15 protein-coding genes and 1 tRNA gene are annotated in these 20,698 nt (G+C 72.7%); 10 read left to right on the forward strand and 6 right to left on the reverse strand.

All coding sequences use genetic code 11. The features are described 5' to 3' along the window. The first annotated feature begins 38 nt into the window (after positions 1 to 38). The 4 genes from OG310_RS21535 (at position 39) to OG310_RS21550 (ending at position 5,841) form a co-directional block, all read left to right on the forward strand. Positions 39 to 194: a hypothetical protein gene (locus OG310_RS21535; protein WP_329457505.1), complete on the forward strand. Its 156-nt coding sequence runs from the start codon at positions 39 to 41 to the stop codon at positions 192 to 194. Between the two features lie 519 nt (positions 195 to 713). Further along, entirely contained in the window at positions 714 to 2,225 is a 1,512-nt protein-coding gene (locus tag OG310_RS21540; RefSeq protein ID WP_329457506.1) for a glycoside hydrolase family 30 protein, read from the forward strand. Positions 2,226 to 2,830: 605 nt separating this feature from the next. Next, positions 2,831 to 4,219 carry an NAD(P)/FAD-dependent oxidoreductase gene (locus OG310_RS21545; RefSeq protein WP_329457507.1) on the forward strand — a complete coding sequence of 463 codons (1,389 nt, stop codon included), beginning with the start codon at positions 2,831 to 2,833 and terminating at the stop codon, positions 4,217 to 4,219. A gap of 329 nt (positions 4,220 to 4,548) precedes the next feature. Beyond that, positions 4,549 to 5,841 carry a cyclopropane-fatty-acyl-phospholipid synthase family protein gene (locus tag OG310_RS21550; RefSeq protein WP_329457508.1) on the forward strand — a complete coding sequence of 431 codons (1,293 nt, stop codon included), beginning with the start codon at positions 4,549 to 4,551 and terminating at the stop codon, positions 5,839 to 5,841. Positions 5,842 to 5,919: 78 nt separating this feature from the next. Here OG310_RS21550 and OG310_RS21555 read toward each other — a convergent pair whose 3' ends face one another. Further along, positions 5,920 to 8,505 carry an ABC transporter permease gene (locus OG310_RS21555; RefSeq protein ID WP_329457509.1) on the reverse strand — a complete coding sequence of 862 codons (2,586 nt, stop codon included), beginning with the start codon at positions 8,503 to 8,505 and terminating at the stop codon, positions 5,920 to 5,922. Positions 8,506 to 8,619: 114 nt separating this feature from the next. Beyond that, on the reverse strand, positions 8,620 to 9,384 hold the full coding sequence (locus OG310_RS21560; protein WP_329460302.1) for an ABC transporter ATP-binding protein: 765 nt from the start codon (positions 9,382 to 9,384) through the stop codon (positions 8,620 to 8,622). A gap of 251 nt (positions 9,385 to 9,635) precedes the next feature. Between OG310_RS21560 and OG310_RS21565 the strand changes: the two genes are divergently transcribed. Further along, a complete protein-coding gene (locus tag OG310_RS21565; protein ID WP_329457510.1) occupies positions 9,636 to 12,251 on the forward strand; it encodes a beta-mannosidase in 2,616 nt (871 codons plus the stop codon). Between the two features lie 232 nt (positions 12,252 to 12,483). Next, positions 12,484 to 12,569 (forward strand) — tRNA-Leu (locus tag OG310_RS21570). Between the two features lie 354 nt (positions 12,570 to 12,923). Here the strand turns inward: OG310_RS21570 and OG310_RS21575 are convergent. Next, positions 12,924 to 13,136 carry a hypothetical protein gene (locus OG310_RS21575; RefSeq protein ID WP_329457511.1) on the reverse strand — a complete coding sequence of 71 codons (213 nt, stop codon included), beginning with the start codon at positions 13,134 to 13,136 and terminating at the stop codon, positions 12,924 to 12,926. A 699-nt stretch (positions 13,137 to 13,835) separates the two neighbouring features. Between OG310_RS21575 and OG310_RS21580 the strand changes: the two genes are divergently transcribed. Both OG310_RS21580 and OG310_RS21585 read left to right on the forward strand, forming a co-directional pair. Then, positions 13,836 to 14,225, forward strand: coding sequence for a lipocalin-like domain-containing protein (locus tag OG310_RS21580; RefSeq protein WP_329457512.1), 390 nt, complete (start codon positions 13,836 to 13,838; stop codon positions 14,223 to 14,225). Between the two features lie 98 nt (positions 14,226 to 14,323). Further along, complete coding sequence (locus tag OG310_RS21585) at positions 14,324 to 15,115, forward strand: SAM-dependent methyltransferase (protein ID WP_329457513.1); 792 nt, start codon at positions 14,324 to 14,326, stop codon at positions 15,113 to 15,115. A 504-nt stretch (positions 15,116 to 15,619) separates the two neighbouring features. Here the strand turns inward: OG310_RS21585 and OG310_RS21590 are convergent. Next, the gene (locus OG310_RS21590) at positions 15,620 to 17,317 is read right to left on the reverse strand and encodes a S53 family peptidase (RefSeq protein WP_329457514.1); all 1,698 of its coding nucleotides are present in this window, start codon (positions 17,315 to 17,317) and stop codon (positions 15,620 to 15,622) included. Positions 17,318 to 17,503: 186 nt separating this feature from the next. Between OG310_RS21590 and OG310_RS21595 the strand changes: the two genes are divergently transcribed. Then, the gene (locus OG310_RS21595) at positions 17,504 to 18,367 is read left to right on the forward strand and encodes a Bax inhibitor-1/YccA family protein (RefSeq protein ID WP_329457515.1); all 864 of its coding nucleotides are present in this window, start codon (positions 17,504 to 17,506) and stop codon (positions 18,365 to 18,367) included. A 220-nt stretch (positions 18,368 to 18,587) separates the two neighbouring features. On the opposite strand, the gene OG310_RS21600 is transcribed toward OG310_RS21595, so the two are convergent. Continuing rightward, positions 18,588 to 18,818, reverse strand: a complete 231-nt coding sequence (locus OG310_RS21600; protein ID WP_329457516.1) for a DUF4287 domain-containing protein — start codon at positions 18,816 to 18,818, stop codon at positions 18,588 to 18,590. Positions 18,819 to 18,965: 147 nt separating this feature from the next. Here OG310_RS21600 and OG310_RS21605 point away from each other — a divergent pair, with 147 nt between their 5' ends. After that, positions 18,966 to 19,286 carry a hypothetical protein gene (locus tag OG310_RS21605; protein WP_329457517.1) on the forward strand — a complete coding sequence of 107 codons (321 nt, stop codon included), beginning with the start codon at positions 18,966 to 18,968 and terminating at the stop codon, positions 19,284 to 19,286. Positions 19,287 to 19,380: 94 nt separating this feature from the next. Here OG310_RS21605 and OG310_RS21610 read toward each other — a convergent pair whose 3' ends face one another. After that, entirely contained in the window at positions 19,381 to 20,523 is a 1,143-nt protein-coding gene (locus tag OG310_RS21610; RefSeq protein ID WP_329457518.1) for a hypothetical protein, read from the reverse strand. Positions 20,524 to 20,698: the final 175 nt, after the last annotated feature.

A 20,698-nucleotide genomic window follows, 5' to 3' on the forward strand; every position in this document is an offset into this window, starting at 1 on the left:
AGTCCTGGCCTCTGCGTCGTCAGGCCTTTCTCGCGGCCGTGGCTTCCCTCGCGGAGTTCCCCACGCCGGAGGAAGCAGCCGATGCCCTGGCGGCCCGGCAGGCGGAAGCGTCCCTGGACCGGCGCGGTCCGACGCCGGCGAGGGCCGAACTGGTCGCGGACCTGTGCGCCGAAGACGGTGGCGGTGCGGCGTGAGGCAGCCGTTCCTGTGCGCCGAAGACGGTGGCGGTGCGGTGTGAGGCAGCCGTTCCTGTGCGCTGCGGCGGCACAGTGGCAGCTTCCGGCCATCGGCCGGCGTTGCGGGTGATCAGCGTGGGCGCGCCCTCCTCCTCCGCGCGATGGATGCGCTCCGCCCCGGCGCGGGCAGGGCTTCCCCTTGCGGTCGCCGCGCGTTCGGCCGTGGCGGACATGTAAGCGGGAGGGCACCGGGTGTCCATGCGCCGACGGCCGGGGACCGACGTGCGTTTGCCGGCGGGCGAGTAAGCGCGATGCGGCGGGCACGCACCGCCCCGGTCCTGTGGCGTGCGCTGCCGCGAGCCGCTCTCCGTTCACATACATCTGTCGTGTTCATGGTCTTGACGGCTCGGTGTCCCCGGGGTTTGACTCCGGCCCAGGTCGTGAAAGCGCTTTCGCCCCACCGCCCTTCTCCCGTTCCGCCCGTTCCTGAGTCCTCCGGTTCCACCCGCGCCCCGCCCCCACTCAACGGAGAGTCAGATGCGTCCACGTCGTCCCCGGGCCCGCGCCCTCAGCCTCGCCGTCGCCCTCGTCGCCACCGCCGGTCTCGCCGTGACCGGCGTCTCCGCCTCGGCCGCCCCCGGCCACCAGGACCACCACGGCCCGTCCGCCCCGCGCCAGGTGGAGGCGTGGACCTCCGGTGCCAAGGGCCAGTCCGGAGCCACAACGGACCGGCTGACCGCGGCGCCGGTCTCCGCGGGGGCGCCGGCCGACGGCACCACCGTGCGGGTCGACCCGCAGGTGAAGTACCAGACCATGACCGGCTTCGGCGCCTCGGTCACCGACTCGTCCGCACAGGTCCTCTACGGCATCCCGAAGGACCAGCGGGACACGGTCATGAAGAACCTCTTCGACCCGGAGACCGGCGACGGCACCAGCTTCCTGCGCCAGCCCATCGGCGCCTCCGACTTCGTCAAGGGCGCCGACTACAGCCTCGACGACATGCCGGCGGGTCAGAAGGACTACGGCCTGAAGCACTTCTCCGTCGCCCACGACCAGAAGCAGATCCTGCCGCTGCTCCGGCAGGCCGAGAAGCTCAACCCCGGCCTGAAGATCGTGGGTACTCCCTGGTCCCCGCCGGGCTGGATGAAGACCGGCGACTCCATGATCGACGGCAAGCTGATCGACTCGCCCGCCATCTACCGGGCGTACGCGGACTACCTGGTCAAGTTCGTCAAGGCGTACGCGGCGAACGGCGTCACGGTCGACTACCTGACGGTGCAGAACGAACCGCAGGCGCTCAACCGGAACAACTACCCCGGCTCGGACATGTCGTTCGAGCAGGAGACCAAGGTCATCGACGCGCTCGGCCCCGCTCTCAAGAAGGCCGGCCTGGACACGAAGATCCTCGGCTACGACCACAACTGGTCCGAACACCCCAACGACATCAAGGCACATGAGGCCGTCGGCGAGGACCCCGAGGTCAACTACCCCTACGACCTGCTCGCGTCGAGCGCCGCGAAGTGGATCGACGGAACCGCGTACCACTGCTACGCGGGCGACGCGTCGGCGATGACGGCGCTGCGGGCGTCCTTCCCCGGCAAGGACATCTACGAGACGGAGTGCGAGGGCGGCACCATCACGACCGGCCTCGACTCGGTCAACAACTGGGCCAAGACGGTCACGTACTGGAACATCGCGCTCGACGAGAACCACAACCCGCACCAGGGCGGCTGCGGCACGTGCAACGGCACCGTCACCGTCAACTCCACGACCGGTGTCGTCACCTACAACGCGCAGTACTACGCGCTCGGTCACCTCTCCCGCTTCGTGAAGCCCGGTGCCGTGCACGTCGGCGCGAGCGCGGCGCGCAGCGACGCCACCGACAGCCCGGTGCAGACGTCGGCGTTCGTGAACCCCGACGGATCCACGGCCGTCGTCGCCCACAACACCAGCGGCACGGCGTCCGAGCCGGTGACCGTCGTCTCCGGCGGCCGCGGCTTCACCGCCACGCTCGCCGCGGGAGCCACCGCCACCTACAGCTGGCGCTGAGCGGCCGCCCGGCTGACCGCTGGACCGTCCTTCCTGCGGGACGGCTGACCGGCCGCCCGGCTGGGCGACTGCCCGCCCCGGCCGCGGTGTTCGTGCCCTGCGCACGGCGCCGCGGCCGGCGCGTCGGGCCCGGCCGGGAGCATGCCGCGCCGGCCCGTGAACGCGCTCTCCGCCACCTCGCGCGTACCGGTGAGGGTCCCGTCGGGACCGCTCGGGTTAGGCTCGCGGGACCACCGCGCGGCACGTCCCGAAACGCCGGGGCGGGGCCACTATCAAAACTTCGTGAAGTTCTTCACAAGGAAAATTGCACCGCCGGGTCCGGCATGACCCCCAACGGGGTGGAAAGGCTCTCCACGGAGCGGCGGCCGCCACGAACGAGCGGGCCGGACCAGGGCGCGGCGAGGCCGGCAGCACCCGCCTCCGCCCTCGCGCGAAGCGACGGACGGGCAGCTCAGCGCGGGTGTGACCGGGCTCCGTACCGTCCGGTAGGCATGGGGCCGGTCGTGCACCCTCGGTGAGCGGCCGGGCAGGGTAACACACCCTGTCCACCTTCTTGTGAAGGGGCTCACGAGGACCCCCCTCGGAGCGGGTGGATACTCGATGGCATGAGCACCACGGAGCGTCCCAGGATCCTCGTTGTAGGCGGTGGGTACGTTGGCTTGTACGCGGCTCGCCGCATTCTGAAGAAGATGCGGTACGGCGAAGCGACCGTCACGGTCGTGGACCCGCGCTCGTACATGACGTATCAGCCCTTTCTTCCCGAAGCCGCGGCCGGGAACATCTCGCCTCGGCACGTCGTCGTCCCGCTGCGACGCGTGCTGCCCAAGGCCGAGGTACTGACAGGCCGCGTCACCACCATCGACCAGGACCGCAAGGTCGCCACCGTCGCGCCGCTGGTCGGCGAGGCGTACGAGCTGCCCTTCGACTACCTGGTGATCGCGCTCGGCGCCGTCTCCCGCACCTTCCCGATCCCCGGCCTCGCCGAGCAGGGCATCGGTATGAAGGGTGTCGAGGAGGCCATCGGCCTGCGCAACCACGTGCTGGAGCAGCTCGACAAGGCCGACTCCACGACGGACGAGGAGATCCGCCGCAAGGCGCTCACCTTCGTCTTCGTCGGTGGCGGTTTCGCCGGCGCCGAGACCGTCGGCGAGGTGGAGGACATGGCGCGCGACGCGGCCAAGTACTACACCAACGTCAAGCGCGAGGACATGCGCTTCGTCCTCGTCGACGTCGCCGACAAGATCCTTCCCGAGGTCGGCCCGAAGCTGGGCACCTGGGGCAAGGAGCACCTTGAGGGCCGCGGTGTCGAGATCTACCTCAAGACCGGCATGGACTCCTGCGTCGACGGCCACGTGGTCCTGAACAACGGCCTTGAGGTCGACGCGAACACCATCGTGTGGACCGCGGGCGTCAAGCCCAACCCGGCGCTCGCGCGCTACGGCCTCCCGCTCGGCCCCCGTGGCCACGTCGACGCCGCCGCGACGCTCCAGGTGCAGGGCACCGACTACATCTGGGCCGCGGGCGACAACGCCCAGGTGCCGGACATGGTCGGCCGCAAGGCGGGCAACGAGAACGCCTGGTGCCCGCCGAACGCGCAGCACGCGCTGCGGCAGGCGAAGGTCCTCGGCGACAACGTCATCTCCGGTATGCGGGGCTTCCCGCAGCGGGAGTACAGCCACGCCAACAAGGGCGCGGTGGCGGGCCTCGGTCTGCACAAGGGCGTCGCGATGATCGTCTTCGGCAAGACGAAGATCAAGCTGCGCGGCCGTCTGGCCTGGTACATGCACCGTGGCTACCACGGCATGGCGATGCCGACGTTCAACCGCAAGATCCGGGTCATCGCCGACTGGACCCTGGGCATGTTCCTCAAGCGCGAGGTCGTGTCCCTGGGCGCCATGGAGACGCCGCGCGAGGAGTTCTACGAGGCCGCGAAGCCGGCCCCGAAGCCGGTGGCGGCGGCTCCCGCCGAACCCGAGAAGGCCAAGGCCAGCTGACCCCCGGCCCGGGTCGGGCCGCCCAGGCGGCACACCGGGCCCGAGGGTCGTCGAGGCCGGCTCAAGGACGCGCCGGAAACACCCCAGAACCGAGAAGGCCGCCCGCCATCCGTGGTGCGGGCGGCTTTCTCATGTCCATGTCCGTCCGCAGCCGGGTACGGTCTCGTCCGGGTGCGCTCGCCGGCTTCCCGCCACGGTGTTCACGGCAAGGTGCGTGGTAGGGGCAAGTATTTTGCCGTCCCGTTACGCTCCAACGGGATCGCAACGGGACCCCCGCGGTGTTTACGTGGTGTTGAACAAACCCAGACCTGAACACGGAGGTGTGCGCCATGGCCGACGCCGCGTCGCGGCTGTCCGCTCTGACCCAGGAGCTGATCGGGGCGCCGCCCCCGGTACGCATCCGGGCATGGGACGGCAGTACGGCAGGTCCCGCGGAGGGACCGACCGTGGTGATCCGTAGCCGGCGGGCCCTGCGCCGCATCATGTGGAAGCCGGGCGAGTTGGGCCTTGCCCGGGCCTACGTCTCCGGCGACCTCGATGTCGAGGGCGACCTGTACGAGGTGCTCGACCGGCTCGCGTCCTTCATCTGGGAGCGCACGGACGCGGAACCGCACAAGCTGTCCGCGCTCGACCCGAAGGTGCGCTCCGCGGCGAAGCAGTTCCTCCAGCTCGCCGGGCCCTTCCCGCCGCCCCCGCCGCCGGTGGAGGAGATCCGGGGCCGGGCCGGGACGATACACACCAAGCGCCGTGACAAGCAGGCCATCAGCCACCACTACGACGTCGGCAACGACTTCTACGGGATGGTGCTCGGCCCCTCGATGGTCTACTCGTGCGCCTACTGGGACGACGCGCCGGGCTTCACGCTGGAGGACGCCCAGCGCGACAAGCTCGACCTCGTGTGCCGCAAGCTCGACCTCAAGGAGGGCGACCGGCTCCTCGACGTCGGCTGCGGCTGGGGCAGCATGGCCCTGCACGCGGCCCGCGAGTACGGCGCCCACGTCACCGGCGTCACGCTCTCCCGCGAACAGGCCGCGTACGCGCGCAAGCGTGTCGCCGACGCGGGCCTGACCGACCGCGTCGAGATCCGCGTCCAGGACTACCGGGACGTCAAGGACGGGCCCTACGACGCGATCTCGTCGATCGGCATGGCCGAGCACGTCGGGTCCGTCCAGTTCCGTGAGTACGCGGACGTCCTGTACGCCCTGCTCAAGCCGGGCGGCCGGCTGCTGAACCACCAGATCGCGCGCAGACCGCTCGCCCACGACGAGGCGTACGAGATCGACGCGTTCATCGACCGCTACGTCTTCCCCGACGGGGAACTCGCGCCGGTCGGCCGGACGCTCGCCACGTTGGAGGAGGCCGGGTTCGAGGCCCGGGACGTGCACTCCATCCGGGAGCACTACGCGCTGACCCTGCGCCGCTGGGTGGCGAACCTGGAGGAGAACTGGCGGGACGCCGTACGGGCGACATCGCCCGGGCGGGCCCGGGTGTGGCGGCTCTACATGGCGGCGTCCGCGCTGTCCTTCGAGCGGAACAAGATCGGCGTGAACCAGATCCTCGCGGTCAGGACCCCCGAGAGCGGTGCGTCGGGGACCCCGCGCAGGGCGCTGGACTGGCGCTGAGGCACACCGCCCGCGGGCGGTGTGCGCGTGGCCCCGGAGGAGCACTCCTGCGGGGCCACGCGCTTGATCCGTACGCCGCTACTCGGTCTTGACGGCCGTCAGCATGTCCAGCCGGGCCGCGCTGCGCGCGGGCCAGACGGAGGCGAGGACGCCGACCACCGCGGACAGCGCCAGGAAGATCAGGATCCGCTCCCACGGGATGACCAGCGTGTAGCCGGGCACCGAGCCCTTGAGGGTGTCGCCGACGGCCCAGCCGAGGAACACGCCGAGCGCGATCCCGAGCACCGCGCCGAACAGCGAGATCACCACGGCCTCGACGCGGATCATCCGCTTGACGCCGCGCCGGTCCAGGCCGATCGCCCGGAGCATGCCGATCTCCTGCTGCCGCTCGAAGACGGACATGGCGAGCGTGTTGACCACTCCGAGCACCGCGATGAGCAGAGCCATGGCGAGCAGCCCGTACAGGATGCCCAGAGCGGTGTTGACGGAGCCGCCGTAGGCCGCGCGGACACCGTCGCGGTCCTGGATGTCGAAGGCGGGGTTGGCGCCGAGCGCGTGCACGAGCGCCCGCTCGTGGGCCGCGCTCGCGCCGCCCGCCGTCTTGACCCACACGCCCGATACGAGCGGATCGCTCTCGTGCCCCGCGATGACGTCGGTGGAGACGATGAGCGGGGAGAGGAAGGCGTTGGACCGGATCGTGGCCCCGACGCGCAGCGTGCCCTTCGTGTCGTCGTCGTAGGTGACGTGCAGCGTCTGGCCGACACGCCAGCCGTTGGCCTTCGCGGTCTCCTGGTCGACCGCGACCCCGCCCCGGGCGAGGGTGTCGAGGGACCCGTCCACGACGTGCATCGTGAGCACCTGCCCCACGGTGGCGGGGGTGACGGCGGACGTGGAGTGGTACGCGCCGCCGATCCGCAGGTTCGCCTCCTCGTCGGGGGACGAGGCGGTGACGCCGGGCGCGTGCGCCAGCGCCTTGGCTACCGAGGGGTTCAGGCCGCCGCCCGTGGCCGTCGACACCATGTAGTCGGCTCGCATGTTGTCGGTCGTCATCCGGTCGACGGAGCCGCCGAGCGTCACCCCGACGACCGTCAGCCCGGTGACCAGGGTCAGGCCGATCGCGAGGGCCGACGCGGTGGCGCCCGTACGGCGCGGATTGCGCACGGCGTTACGGCTCGCCAGTGTGCCCGGCGTACCGAACAGGCGGCGCAGCAGCGGCCGCACCAGCGCGACGGAGGGCCGCGACAGCAGGGGGATCAGCACGATGACGCCCAGCAGCAGGACGAACGCGCCGGCCGAGATCAGCAGCCGGCCGTTGTCGCCGCCCGTGCCCGCGCCGCCGGCGATACCGACCGCGCCGATCGCCGCGAGGGCGGCGCCCAGGCAGTTGCGTACGACGAGGGAGCGCGTACCGGCCGGCAGGTGGGCGCTGCCCATCGCCGCGACCGGCGGGATCTTCGCCGCGCGGCGCGAGGGCAGCCACGCCGCGATCAGGGTGACGAGGACGCCGACCCCGAACGCGGCGGCCACCGCGTCCGGCGCGACGACCAGCGGGCCCGCGGGAATCCGCGCCGCACCGAAGGAACCCATCACCGACCGCAGCCCGACGGCGAGCGCCAGGCCCACCGCGAAGCCGGCCACAGAGGCGACGAGACCGACGAGGGCGGCCTCGCCCATGACGGACCTGCGCACCTGCCGCCGGGACGCGCCGACGGCACGCATCAGGGCGAGTTCCCTGGTGCGCTGGGCGACGAGCATCGTGAACGTGTTGGAGATCAGGAAGATCCCGACGAACAAGGCGATGCCCGCGAAGGTCAGCAGCATCTCGTTGAGCGAGGCGAGCGCGTTGGCGGACGCCCGCGCGTCATCGGCGGCGAGGTCCTTGCCGGTCTCGGCGGTGGCGCCGTGCGGCAGCAGCGGCCGGACGGCGGCCAGCACGGCCGCGTCGGAGGTGCCGTGACGGGCCGCCAGGGTGGCGTCCGTCCAGATGGTGCCGGTGCCGGTGCCGGTGCCGGTGCCGGTGCCGGTCGCGGTGGCGGGTCCCTTGCCCGGCGCGCCGCGGCCCGGCGCCGCGTACAGGTGCTGCGCCTCCGCCGTGTCGAACAGGACGAGGCTCCCCCCGGCGTCCACGGCGCCGTCGTGCGTGGTGAAGACGCCCGCCAGCGTGTACGTGCGCACGGGCCCGTCGGTGGCGACGCGGACGGTGTCCCCGACGCGGTAGTGGCCGGTGGCGGCGGAGTGCGCGTCGAGGGCGATCTCGTGCGCGTCGCGCGGGCCGTGTCCCTGGCGCAGCACGTACGCGGGGTCGGAGCCGTGCGGGCCGGGCGCGAAGTTGCCGCCCCGGTTCGACCACGCGCTGCCGATGAGCTTGCCGTCGCGGTCCGCGACCCCGGCGAAGCCGCTGACGCGCCCGGTGGCGGTGGCCACGCCGGGCGCCTCGCGCAGCCGGTCGAGGTCGTGCGCGGTCAGCGGGTGCGCGGTCTCGGTCGAGACGGAGACGGCGACCCCCGCGTAGTCCTTCGCGCTCTCGTGGGCGAAGGCGCGGCCGAGGGTGTCGGTGAAGACGAGGGTGCCGGAGACGAACGCGACGCCGAGGAGGACGGCGAGGACGGTCATGAGGAGGCGCGCCTTGTGGGCGAGGACGTTGCGCAGGGAGGTTCGGAGCATGAAGGGTCCAGGAGAGGGGTGGTGGGGGTGGAGTCGCGGCCGAGAGCTGAGAGCTGAGAGCGAGGGGCGGTCGTGCGGACCGGGCCCGCATGGCTCCGGCGCGGGCCGGACGGGTCAGGCCGCGCGGCCCCGGCCGTCGAACGCCTTCATGCGGTCCAGTACGCCGTCCGCCGTGGGCTCGTACATCTCGTCCACGACCCGCCCGTCCGCCAGGAAGATCACCCGGTCCGCGAACGACGCAGCCACCGGGTCGTGGGTGACCATCACGACCGTCTGGCCGAGCCCGCGCACCGAGTCGCGCAGGAAGCCCAGCACCTCGGCGCCCGCGCGGGAGTCCAGGTTGCCGGTCGGTTCGTCGCCGAAGACGATGTCCGGACGGGAGGCCAGCGCACGGGCGACCGCGACGCGTTGCTGCTGTCCGCCGGAGAGCTGCGTCGGCCGGTGCTTGAGGCGGTCCCGCAGGCCCGTCATCGTGATGACCCGGTCCAGCCACTCCTGGTCGGGCCTGCGGCCCGCGATGTCCATCGGCAGCGTGATGTTCTCGATCGCGTTGAGCGTCGGCAGCAGGTTGAACGCCTGGAAGATGAAGCCGATCCGGTCCCTGCGCAACTGCGTCAGCTGCTTGTCCTTCAGCGTGCTCAGTTCGACGTCGCCGATGCGCACCGACCCCTCGCTGAACGAGTCGAGCCCCGCGACGCAGTGCATCAGCGTGGACTTGCCGGAGCCGGAGGGGCCCATGATCGCGGTGAACTCGCCCTGCCGGAAGTCGACCGTGACCCGGTCGAGGGCGACGACGCGCGTCTCGCCCTCCCCGTAGACCTTCGAGACTCCGACGGCCCGCGCCGCCGCGATGTCCTTCAGACCGATCGGTGGGGACATGGTCATGGTGGGGCTCCCGGAAGAGGTGAAGTGCTGGAGTGTCGGACACCATCGTCCCGGCGGGGAGCCCGGCGATCGTCCGTCTCCGTGTCCGTTCCTGAGGGCGACTCGGGAGTGACACCGGCTGTCCGTGTCCGACTCCGGGATGACGGCCGACCCCGAGGCGATCTTCCGCCCGGGCCCCCTTCTCCATACTCTGGGTGCATCACCTGCACCATTCCGTCACAGTGCCCGAGACCGGAAGGACCCCTGTGCCCCGGACCGCCACCCCCCTCCTCGACGGCTGGACCCTGACCACCGGCGAGGGCACGGAGATCGACGCCGCCCTGCCCGTCCCGGCCACCGTGCCGGGGTGCGTCCACACCGATCTGCTCGCCGCCGGGCTCATCCCCGAGCCGTACGAGGGCGACAACGAGACGCGGCTCGGCTGGATCGGCCGCAGGGACTGGACGTACTCGACGGTCTTCGACCACCCGGCCGACGGTGAGGACGGTGAGGCGAGCGGGGGCGGCGGGAATGACGGAGGTCCCGCGGACGGCGGGGCGGCGCGGGACGACGGCCCGCTGAGCGACGTCGGTGTCCGCAGGGACCTCGTGTTCCAGGGCCTCGACACCGTCGCCACCGTCGTCCTCAACGGCACCGAGCTCGGCCGCACCGCCAACCAGCACCGCTCCTACCGCTTCCCCGTGGACGGTCTCCTGCGCCCAGGACCCAACACCCTCACCGTCTGCTTCACCTCGCCGTACACGTACGCCGAGGAGCAGCGGGAGCGGATCGGGCCGCTGCCGGGCGCGTACGACGAGCCGTACCAGTACATCCGCAAGATGGCCTGCAACTTCGGCTGGGACTGGGGCCCGACGCTGGTGACCTCCGGGATCTGGCGGCCCGTCACGCTGGAGACCTGGCGCGCCGCCCGCATCGCGGACGTCCTGCTCACGCCGGACGTGGCGTCCGACGGGGTGCCGACGCTCCGCGCGAGCGTGGAGCTGGAACGCGCCCCGGGCGTCACCGGTCCGCTGGAGGTCGTGGTGGAGACCGCGGGCGCCCGCGCGACCGTCCTCGTACCGCGCGACGCAACGACGGGCGAGGTGGACCTGCCGGTGCCCGAGGCGGAGCTGTGGTGGCCGCGCGGGTACGGCGAACAGCCGCTGTACGACGTGACGGTGACGCTCCAAGACGACAGTGACGGCGGCGCTGTGGGGGACGTCCGAGGCGCTGAGGGGGACGGCGGCGGTGTGGCCGCCGCCGGGACCGGGGACGGCCGGGCCGCCGCCGACGTCTGGCGGGGGCGCACCGGTTTCCGGTCCGTCTCCCTGGACCCGGACGCCTTCCGGATATCCGTCAACGACGAGCCCGTCTTCGTCCGGGGCGTCAACTGGATCCCGGACGACTGCTTCCCGTCCCGCCTCACCCGCGAGCGGATCGCCGAGCGGCTCGACCAGGCCGTCGCGGCCGGGGTCAACCTCGTCCGGGTATGGGGCGGCGGCCTCTACGAGAGTGACGACTTCTACGAGCTCGCCGACGAGAGGGGGCTGCTGGTCTGGCAGGACTTCCTCTTCGCGTGCGCCGCCTATCCGGAGGAAGCGCCGCTGTACGACGAGGTCGAGGCCGAGGCGCGGCAGAACGTGACACGGCTCGCCCCGCACCCCTCACTCGTGCTGTGGTGCGGCAACAACGAGAACATCGAGGGCTACGCGGACTGGGGCTGGCGGCGCGAGCTGGCTCCAGGCCGCACCTGGGGCGGCGGTTACTACCACGAGCTGCTGCCGTCGGTCGTCGCCGAACTCGACCAGACCCGGCCGTACTGGCCCGGCACCCCCTACTCGGGCGCCCCCGAGGTGCCGCCGCAGGACCCCGAGCACGGCACGGTGCACCTCTGGGACGTGTGGAACCGCGTGGACTACCGCGCCTACGCGGACGGGGTGCCCCGGTTCGTCGCGGAGTTCGGCTTCCAGGGTCCGGCGACGTACACCACGCTGCGCGCGGCCATCGGGGACCAGGGGCTGCACCCGGACTCCCCGCTGCTGGCCGCGCACCAGAAGGCGCAGGACGGGCAGGAGAAGCTGCTGCGCGGCCTCGGCGACCACCTGCCGCAGCCGCCCGCCGGTGACTTCGACGCCTGGCACTGGCTGACGCAGCTCAACCAGGCGCGGGCCGTGGCGTTCGGCATCCGGCACCTGCGCTCGCACGCGCCGTACTGCATGGGCGCGATCGTCTGGCAGCTGAACGACTGCTGGCCGGTGGTGTCGTGGGCGGCCGTCGACAGCGGAGGCCGACGCAAGCCGCTGTGGTACGCCCTGCGTGCCGCCTACGCGGACCGGATCCTCGTCGTACGGGACGGCGCCGTGCACGCCGTCAACGACTCGCCGAAGGAGTGGGCGGGGAGGCTGACCCTGACGGCGCGCTCCTTCGACGGTGCGGTTCTGGCCAAAGAAGAACAGCGGGTGCGGATCGCCGCGCGCTCCGTCGCACACATCGATCTGCCCGCGGACCTGGCGCGGCCCGCCGACCCGCTCGGCGCGTTCCTCACCGCGGAACTCGCCGGGGCACGCACCGTCGAACCGTACGGCGAGGACACGACGGCCGCGCTGCCGCAGGCCCGGTTCGCGACGGACGTGAAGGAGACCGGCCCCGGCGCGTACGAGGTGCGGGTCACCGCCGAGACCTTCGTCCGTGATCTCGCGCTCTTCCCCGATCGGCTCCATCCGGGGGCCGAGGCTGACGACATGCTGGTCACTCTGGCCCCCGGGGAAAGCGCTGTCTTCCGTGTCACGGGCGCGGCACTGGCCGATCCCGCGGCTCTCGCCGCCGCCCCGGTGCTGCGCTGCGTCAACGAGGCGCCGCGCACGACCGGCGGAACCGCGTGACGTGCGGTGACCTCTGCGCAGAGTGACGGGACGGCGACTTTTCGTCATTCCGGCGGGAGGCGCGGGTCGGAGCGCCGTGCCTCCCGCGCGCCTCCGGCATGTGCCCAAGGCCTCTCCCCGGTGCTGACGCACCCTCAGACGCCAATAAAATAAGACAAGATCGGGTCAGCGGCCCGTTGTTGAACTGCCGCATCCCGATAGGCTCGTGAGCCAACGCGGAGCCGCGCGCCACGCCCGGATGGTGGAATGCAGACACGGCGAGCTTAAACCTCGCTGCCCTCAGTGGGCGTGCCGGTTCAAGTCCGGCTCCGGGCACCACACGGCCTATGTGCCCTGATGTACGAAAGCGACCGATCTCCATGGTCACGCTCTGTGTGGAGAGACGCACGGTGGGCGCACGGCGCCCCGGCTTCCCGCCATGGCGTGCGTCGCGGGGTGGAAGGACGCTGCGGCGTGGTGGTCGCCGTGGTGATGACCCGTCAGGTGACGTCGCGTCAAGGAAGCGGGCACGGGCCCGTCCCTGAGGGGAGCGGTTCGACGAGGACGAGACCGGTAGGCCCGCGCCGGTCGGGACGTCGCACCCGATGTGCGGCTACGGCCCGCGCGCAGCGGCCACGGAAGGCGCCCCGACTGTCGCCCCGCAGACCGACCGCCCGGCGGGGCCCTGCCGCGTCAGGAACCCCACTCGTGCGCGCGCTCGCCCCGCCACTCGATCCAATCCGGATCATCGAGCAGTCCCGTCGAGTCGGCATCCGGGAGGCCCGCGTGGTCCAGGAGAAGCGCCAGGTCCCGGTCGCTGTGTGCGAGACCGACGATCTCTCCGCGCACGGTCACGCCCCGGCCGCCCGTGGACACCCGGTGTACGACGATCGGTGCGTCTGTCATCCCTCCAGCGTGCGCCGGATCGCTCACTCCGGCACGCCGGGGCCTCCCGACCGGGAGCGGCCGGGCCGGGGCGCACGGACAGGGCGCAGGCGCGCGCGGTCGGCAGCCCTGCGCATCCGGCTCACCGGGCAGGCACGGCACCCGGGGCCGAGACGGCCGTCCGTGGCGGGGCCGTCCGGGGCGGTCCGGGTCGACGCAGGTGAGGCCGGCCGTGGCGATGCGGAAACGTCGCCGACCCGGGCCGGAACCCGGCGGCGGTACGCGACGGCCATCGGCTCGGGCGCCGTGGTGCGGTGCCGAGCCGGGCGATGCTGCCCGGGGTGCCGTGCGGTCATGGCAGGCAGGACATCTCTGGTGACTGCGAACGCCGCACGCGTCCCGGCGTCGAGCCTGCCGAGCCTGCAGAGCCGCTGGGTACTTCCCCGGGCATGACCCCGGAAGGCTTGACCGCGTACGGGATGAGCGCGTGGTGCACGAGCCCGTCGATGCCGCCCTTGGCGGTGCGAAGGGCGCCTTGGGCGGTACTCGCACCGGACCGGGGATCCGGTCGCGTCGAACCTGGTGGACCCGCACAGCAGCGCGTGACGCGGGCTGTCGCCCGGCGCCAGGCCGCCGGGCGGGCCGCCGGCCTACGCTCACCAGGGCTCCGGTAGGGCCAGGACGCGCGTCGGCCGACGGGTGACGCCATGGAGGAGAGCAGTGGAAAAGCAGTGGGACCGTCTGGTCGGCGTGTGGACCCTCACCGACGTCACCGACGTCGACGGCGAGGGGCGCGTGCGCTCCAGGCCCTACGGTGACGCCCCGCAGGGGCAGTTGATCTACACCCGGGACGCACACATGGCCGTCGTCATCGCCGGCCGGGGCCCGGCGTCCGCCGTGGCGTACGCGGGCCGGGTGAGCGCCGAGGGCGACCGCGAACGGCACGTGGTGCACGTCGGCCTGCCGCCGTTCGGCGAGGACCAGGAGCGCTGTGCCCGCCTGGACGAGCGGCCCGGTCAGTTGGTGCCGGCGACCGACCGCCCCGGACGGCCGCGCACCGAACTCGTCTGGCAGCGGCTGTCGGACGCGGCGGTCGCGGTGGCCGGCTGAGACGCCGGTCGGCAAAACATCTGCGAGCCAACTGCCTCTGTAGGTGGGTGAGATGATCCTCGGGCAACCGTCGCCCGTGCACCCACCAGGAGCCGCAGATGACATCGGACACCCCGAGAGCCTTCATCGACACCAGCAAGCCGCATCCGGCCCGGATGTACGACTTCCTGCTCGGCGGCAAGGACAACTACCCCGTCGACCGTGAGGTGGCGCGGCGCCTGCCCGTGAACGCGCCGATGGACGCGCGGCTGAACCGGGCGTTCATGCACCGGGCGATGGCCTGGCTGGCCGAGTCGGGTGTCGACCAGTTCCTGGACGTCGGCACCGGCATACCGACGGAGCCCAACCTGCACCAGGTCGTGCAGCGCGTGAACCCCGCCTGCCGCGTCGTGTACACCGACAACGACCCCATCGTCCTGCGGCACGCGGAGGCCCTGCTGGTCTCCGCCCCGGGCGGCGCGACCGACTACGTCCAGGCCGACGTCCGCGAGCCGGCGGCGATCCTGGACCGCGCGAGGAAACTGCTGGACTTCGAGCGGCCGGTCGCCCTGTCGCTCATCGCGCTGATGCACTTCATCCCGGACGAGCAGGACCCGTACGGGATCGCCCGCACGCTCGTGGACGCGCTGGCGCCCGGGAGTTACCTCGTGCTGACCCAGGGCACCGGCGACTTCCACCCGCAGCTCGCGGCGGCGGCCTCCACCACCTACCGCAGCGGCGGGATCCCTCTCGCGCTGCGCCCGCACGCGGCTGTGGCCCGCTTCTTCGACGGGCTCGACCTGGTCGCGCCCGGGCTCGTGCGCGCCACCGAGTGGTACCGGACGGGGGCCGCGCCCGAGGCGGGGGACAGCTCCTTCTACGTCGGGGTCGCACGCGTGCCCTCGGCGTGAGGAGTGAGGCGTTCGGCGTGAGGCGTTCGACGTTCGATGTGAGGCGCGGCGCGGGGGACGCCCGGCGTCAGTACACGTCCCGTACGTAGCGCCGGGCGGTGCAGCGGCGGACCCGCGACAGCCCGGCCAGGTGACGGCGACCGAGCCCCGAAAGTGGCGGCGCCGGATCGTCCGCGCCGGCCGGACCGAGCGCACCCGGCAAGGGCTCCGACGCCCGGGTCGGGGCCCGCCCCCGCGCCCCACCGCGTCCGTCACCGGGCCCCCTCTCCGCGCCGGCGCCGCCCGGGAAGAACCGGGCGCGTACCGACGATCAGGACGTCACGGTAGGAAGCGCCGGTTGCGGGCCCGTGAAGGAGAGGACCCCCGCCCCGCCACGACCCCCCCGCAGGTGGCTCCGGGCGCGGTGTGAGGACCGCCGGGGGAGGTGCGAACCCGCCGGGGGAGGTGCGAACCCGCCGGGGGAGGTGCGAACCCGCCGCCTGTGGGGCGGCGGGCGTCCGGCCGTCAGCCGCGCGTCGCCCGCAGGTGGTTCAGGAGCGCAGTGCCGTGCGGGGTGCCCAGGCCGGTGCAGGGGTCCCAGCCGGCGGCCGCCTCGTAGTCGCCGTTGCCGCCCGACGTGATGTCCGTCAGCGGCGCGGGCGCCGTCTGCGCCTCCAGCGCGTACAGCAGCGGCGGAAGCAGGCCGAGCGGGGCGTCGAGCGCCTCGCTCAGGCGGCAGACCAGGGCCGCCCACAGCGGGGCGGCCGCACTGGTTCCGCCGAGCGTGGTCGCCTTGCCGCCGACACGTATGCGGTAGCCGGTCGAGGGGTCGGCGACCGCCGCCACGTCCGGCACGCCGCGACGGTCGGCGGGGCCCTGGCCGTGGTCGTGGCCCTGCCCAGGGTGTTGCCGCTGGTGCGTCCGACGATGGTGCAGCCGCTGCCACAGGGGCAGCGGAAAGGTCGCGCTGCGTCCGCCGCCCGTGGCCCCGCCGCCCACCGCCAGCGCGTTCCAGACGGTCTCGACGGCATGGGGAACAGCCGCGGAACCCGCTCCGTTCCCGGCCCCGGCACCCATACGCAGGGAGGTGCCGCCCACCGACAGTACGTGCGGACTCGACCCCGGATAGTCCAGGTGCGGCCTGCCGTCCCGCTCGCCGTCGGTGCTGCCCGTGTCGCCCGCCGCCGCGCAGACCGTGATGCCCAGCGCCGCCGCGTCGGCGAGCGCCTCCTCCAGTGCGGCGAGGGACTGCGGTGTCCACCGGTCCTCCGGCGCACCCCAGCTGATGGAGAGCACCGTCGGTGTCGGGCTCGCGTGCACGGCCGCCGACACCGCCTCGACATAGCCGCGCATCGTGCCGGGGGCGAAGTAGACGACGAGCTCAGCGCCGGGTGCCAGCGCGCCGAGCACCTCGATGTCGAGCTGGACCTCGCCGTCCGCGTCCTCGTCCGTGCCGGGGCTGTTCACGGCGCCCGCCACGCTCACCGACCGTACGGCCGGGGGCCGCAGGCCGAGTTCGCGGAAGTACGTCCCGAGCTCGGCCTCGTCGTACCCGCCGCCGAACTCCACCAGCGCGGCGATCCGGCCACGGCCGTCCGTGCCCGCCGGGAAGCCGTACGCCTCGGCCAACTGCGGTGGGGTGTACGAGATTGCCGCCGCGTCACCGCGTGGCGTCCCCGGCCGGTGTGTGCCCTCTGTCAGTCTGCGCAGCAGGGGCCTGCCGTGCGGCCGGTCGCCCGTTCCGAGCACCGCGACGACCCGGTCCGCGAGCGTCGCCTGCCCGGACAGCTCCCCGGTGCGGGCGCGCTGCCCGGCCGTGCCCGCACCGCGGCCCGTTCCGGGCACCGCAGGCGGTTCGCCGCCGAGCAGCGCGCCGACCGGGCCCGCCGGGCCCGCCGGGCCCGCCGGGCCCGACACGGTCATCCGCCGCGAGCCCTCGTGAACGTCCGTCACCGTCAGCCCGGCGTCCTCGACGGTGCGCCGCACCTCCTCCACATCGGCCGGGTCCGCGCCGAACCTGGCCGCCAACTCCTCGCGTCCGACGGTCCCCGTCCCGTGCACGAGGTCGCGGGGGAGGGCCGCCCTGCGCCGCAGCACGACGGTGAAGCCGGCCTGATCGCCGGCGGCGGGCGCGACGGGCCCGGTGTCCTTCGGGAGGTCGTCGCGCGAGCCGCCGGGGAGCGGCACACTGGGGCAGGGCGAGGGGGCAGGCGAGGGGATCATCCGATCAGGCTAGGCGGGTACGCGGCCGGTGACGGCCGGTACCGGGCGGAGCGGTATTCCCCCTCGCACATACGCCGGTAAGACGATGTCATGATCGGGCAAGATCCCCCGCGCGGACGAGATCTTCCCTTTGCCTACGCATTACTGTTGACGCGAGACCGCGCGAGGCGGTCATGGAGGAGTGAGATGAGAAGCAGCAACCCGGTCTTCTCACGACGGGGCTTCACCCGCGACACCGGCGCGCGCGCCGGGTACGCGGGGTTCAACACGGCGCCCCGGACCGGGGGCACCGCCGTTGGCACCGACCCGTACGCGACGAACCCGTGCGCGGCCGACCCCTACGGGCAGCGGACCGCCGCCCGGTCCGGCGCCATGACGATCGACGACGTCGTCTCCCGCACGGCCCTCACGCTCGGCACGGTCGTCGTCACGGCCGTCCTGTCGTGGCTGCTGCTGCCGGTGGACGCGGCGAACGTCAACAAGTCCTACGGCATCGCTGCCGGGGCCGCGCTCGTCGCGCTGGTCCTCGGCCTGATCCAGTCCTTCAAGCGCCGGCCGACGCCGGCGCTGATCCTCGCGTACGCGGCGTTCGAGGGCGTCTTCCTCGGGGTGCTGAGCAGCGTCGTCAGCACGTACATCGCGTCGGGAGTCGTCGTCCAGGCCGTCCTCGGCACGATGGCGGTCTTCGCGGGCACGCTCATCGCGTACAAGATGCGCTGGATCCGCGTCACGAACCGCTTCTACCGGTTCGTGACGGCCGCGGCGATCGGCTTCCTGATCCTGATGGCCGTGAACCTGCTGTTCTCCGTCTTCACCCACGGCGACGGGCTGGGCTTCCGCAGCGGCGGTCTCGGCGTCGCCTTCGGCATCGTCGGCATCCTGCTCGGCGCTTGCTTCCTGGCGCTCGACTTCAAGCAGGTCGAGGACGGCGTCGCCTACGGCGCGCCCCGCGAGGAGGCGTGGCTCGCGGCCTTCGGGCTGACGATGACACTGGTGTGGATCTACCTTGAGGTCCTGCGGGTGCTGTCGATCCTGCAAAGCAACAACTGACGGCCGCGCGGCCCGCGCGCCCGGGTCCCGGACCGGGCCGGAGCGGGACGCGAGGGAGCATGAACGGAGGGGGCCCGCGGGCATGACACCCGCGGACCCCCTCCGTGCGTGCACGTGTGTCTTTGCCGGTCTTCGGCGGTCTCCGTGACGGTTTCTCCGGCGGCCACCCGCACGGCCGCCCGGTCCGGTCCGGTCCCGCTCCGGGCGGGGCCGGCCGAGGTCAGAGCAGACGGCGGGCCGCCCGCCTCAGATCGTGTTCGTGGACGATCGCCTTCGCGTGTCCGTAGGAGAGGTCGTGCTCGCCACGCAGCCAGCTGACCTTCTCCTCGAAGCGGACGAGGGCCGGACCTTCGTCGAGCGCACGCAGCCACTCCGAGACGCCTCGGCCGGTGCACTGCGGGATGTGGGAGAGCAGATTGCGATGGGTCTCTTCGGAGAAGACAAGGGACATCGGCGCCTCCGGACGCGTCGCGCGTACTGGTGCAGCGGCGGCCGCAGATGAAGCGGCCGTTAACGACACCGTGCCTGAGCGTTCGCCCGTTGGCAACAGTCCCGGCCTCTTTCCCACCGTTCGTGGCGGGCCGCGTAGGGTCGCACCGTGCTCGATACGACACCGCTGACCTCGCCCGTGGACCGGTTCACCGACCGGCTGCGCGCCGCCCCGCAGAGCAGGCTCAGACGCGGCCCGGCCGCCGCGGCACTCGCCCTGGCCAGGGAGCTCTCCGTCCGGGCCCAGCGCCTGGAGGATCCCGGCGCGGAACCCCGGATCATGTCCGATGCCGGGGTCTTCGTGGTCGCCGACCAGCTCGCGGTGGCCGCGGGCGACCTGGTCGAGGCACTGAGAACGGCCCCGTCCCAGCAGGAGCTGGACGAGGCCGTCAGGTCGGTCGCGCGGACGATTGCGGAGGCAAAGTTCTGACCGGTCACCGCGGCGGCCCGGACCGCCGGGCCGGCTCCGAAGGGCGTGTCCGCCCCGAGCGCCGGGTCCGCCCCGAGCGCCGGGTCCGCCGGCGCTAGAGCGACGCGATGACGCGGTCCGCGAGGATGTACACGTGCTCCTCGGTGGTGTCCGTGCCGTCCGTGCTGCTCGCGCCGCACGAGAAGGTCAGGCTGTACGCGCCGGAGACCCCGGAGCCGCCGAGCAGGAAGGGCGCACCGCCCTCGCGCAGCGAGCGCGCGAGCCGTTCCGCCGTTTCCCGGTGGCCGGGCGTCATGCAGAGCGTGGTGCCGTCGGCGAACAGGTACACGTCCAGCGTGCCCAGCGGTCCCGGCCGTACGTCGGACAGCGCCGTCCGCGTCTCGGCCAGGTGCTCCAGCCGACCGACCGTCCGCTCGTGATCGGTGACGATCGGCGTCCTGGTGGGCACGAAGTCCGGGTGCGAGGGGTGCCTGCGGCGGGCCGCCGCCAGCTCGGCGGAGTCCTCGGGGAACTCGTCCGCCGGAGCGGCCGGAGCCGCGTCGTCCGCGTCGCCCACGCCGGACGTGCCGGTGCGGGACTCACCCGGCGCGTCCTGGGGACCGACGGGCGGCAGGCCCGCGAGTTCGTCGAACGCGTCGGCGACCTGGTCGTGGACGGCGGGGTCGTAGACGGCCCTGTCGTACGAGAGCTGCTCGTGCGCGGCCTGGTCGAACGGGTCGCGCGACACGCCCTCGGCGGGGTGCGGGGCACCGTGGACACCGGAGGCGTCGGCGAAGCCGGGCAGGTCGTGGCCGAAGGTCTCGAAGGCGGAGAAGTCGGCCTGGCGCGGCATGAAGAAGGCCACGTCCCCGAGGGAGGGGTCGACGCCCGGCCCGATGAGGCCGCCGAGCACCGAGGGGCTGTCCGACGCGTCCCGGGCCTCCTGGGCCGCCCAGAAGGCGCGCGCCTCGGCCAGCTCGCGCTCGCGCTCCTCGGCCAGGGCCTCGGCGACCGCGGTGCGTATCGCGTCGGTGGTGTCCGCCGCCGTGGTGGCCGCCACGGACACGGAGACGGCGGAGCCGGCCCCCACCGCGGCGTTTCTGGCCTGCGGTACGGAGGCGCCCAATCCGCCGCCGTTGACCCCGGCGAGATCGCCGCGCAGGGCGGTGACCTCCTTGCGCAGCCCATGGGCCGCGCACAGTGCGGCCGCGCCCACGGCGGTCGCGGTGGCCGTGGTCAGCAGCAAGGCAAGAGACATGGCGCTCACTTACTACTCCCCAAACTCATCGGATTCCCCCGTCTTCCTATCTCAGCTTGTCGTGGGCGCGCGGCGGTCGTCAGTGCATTACGTCATGAAATGCGTGGGTCTTTGGGCCCTTGGACGCTGCCGTCGACGCCGCTGACCTGCGCAAAAGAATCTCCCCCCGGAATTG

The sequence above is a fragment of the Streptomyces sp. NBC_01497 genome, assembly GCF_036250695.1.
In the GTDB taxonomy this organism is placed as follows: domain Bacteria; phylum Actinomycetota; class Actinomycetes; order Streptomycetales; family Streptomycetaceae; genus Streptomyces.

Excerpts from the sequence above, each read along its gene's own strand:
- OG310_RS21575 (WP_329457511.1), bottom strand. The coding sequence starts at position 13,136 with ATGACAGACGCACCGATCGTCGTACACCGGGTGTCCACGGGCGGCCGG.
- OG310_RS21585 (WP_329457513.1), top strand. The coding sequence starts at position 14,324 with ATGACATCGGACACCCCGAGAGCCTTCATCGACACCAGCAAGCCGCAT.
- OG310_RS21540 (WP_329457506.1), top strand. The coding sequence starts at position 714 with ATGCGTCCACGTCGTCCCCGGGCCCGCGCCCTCAGCCTCGCCGTCGCC.
- OG310_RS21545 (WP_329457507.1), top strand. The coding sequence starts at position 2,831 with ATGAGCACCACGGAGCGTCCCAGGATCCTCGTTGTAGGCGGTGGGTAC.
- OG310_RS21550 (WP_329457508.1), top strand. The coding sequence starts at position 4,549 with ATGGCCGACGCCGCGTCGCGGCTGTCCGCTCTGACCCAGGAGCTGATC.
- OG310_RS21555 (WP_329457509.1), bottom strand. The coding sequence starts at position 8,505 with ATGCTCCGAACCTCCCTGCGCAACGTCCTCGCCCACAAGGCGCGCCTC.
- OG310_RS21595 (WP_329457515.1), top strand. The coding sequence starts at position 17,504 with ATGAGAAGCAGCAACCCGGTCTTCTCACGACGGGGCTTCACCCGCGAC.
- OG310_RS21590 (WP_329457514.1), bottom strand. The coding sequence starts at position 17,317 with ATGATCCCCTCGCCTGCCCCCTCGCCCTGCCCCAGTGTGCCGCTCCCC.
- OG310_RS21610 (WP_329457518.1), bottom strand. The coding sequence starts at position 20,523 with ATGTCTCTTGCCTTGCTGCTGACCACGGCCACCGCGACCGCCGTGGGC.
- OG310_RS21560 (WP_329460302.1), bottom strand. The coding sequence starts at position 9,384 with ATGTCCCCACCGATCGGTCTGAAGGACATCGCGGCGGCGCGGGCCGTC.
- OG310_RS21600 (WP_329457516.1), bottom strand. The coding sequence starts at position 18,818 with ATGTCCCTTGTCTTCTCCGAAGAGACCCATCGCAATCTGCTCTCCCAC.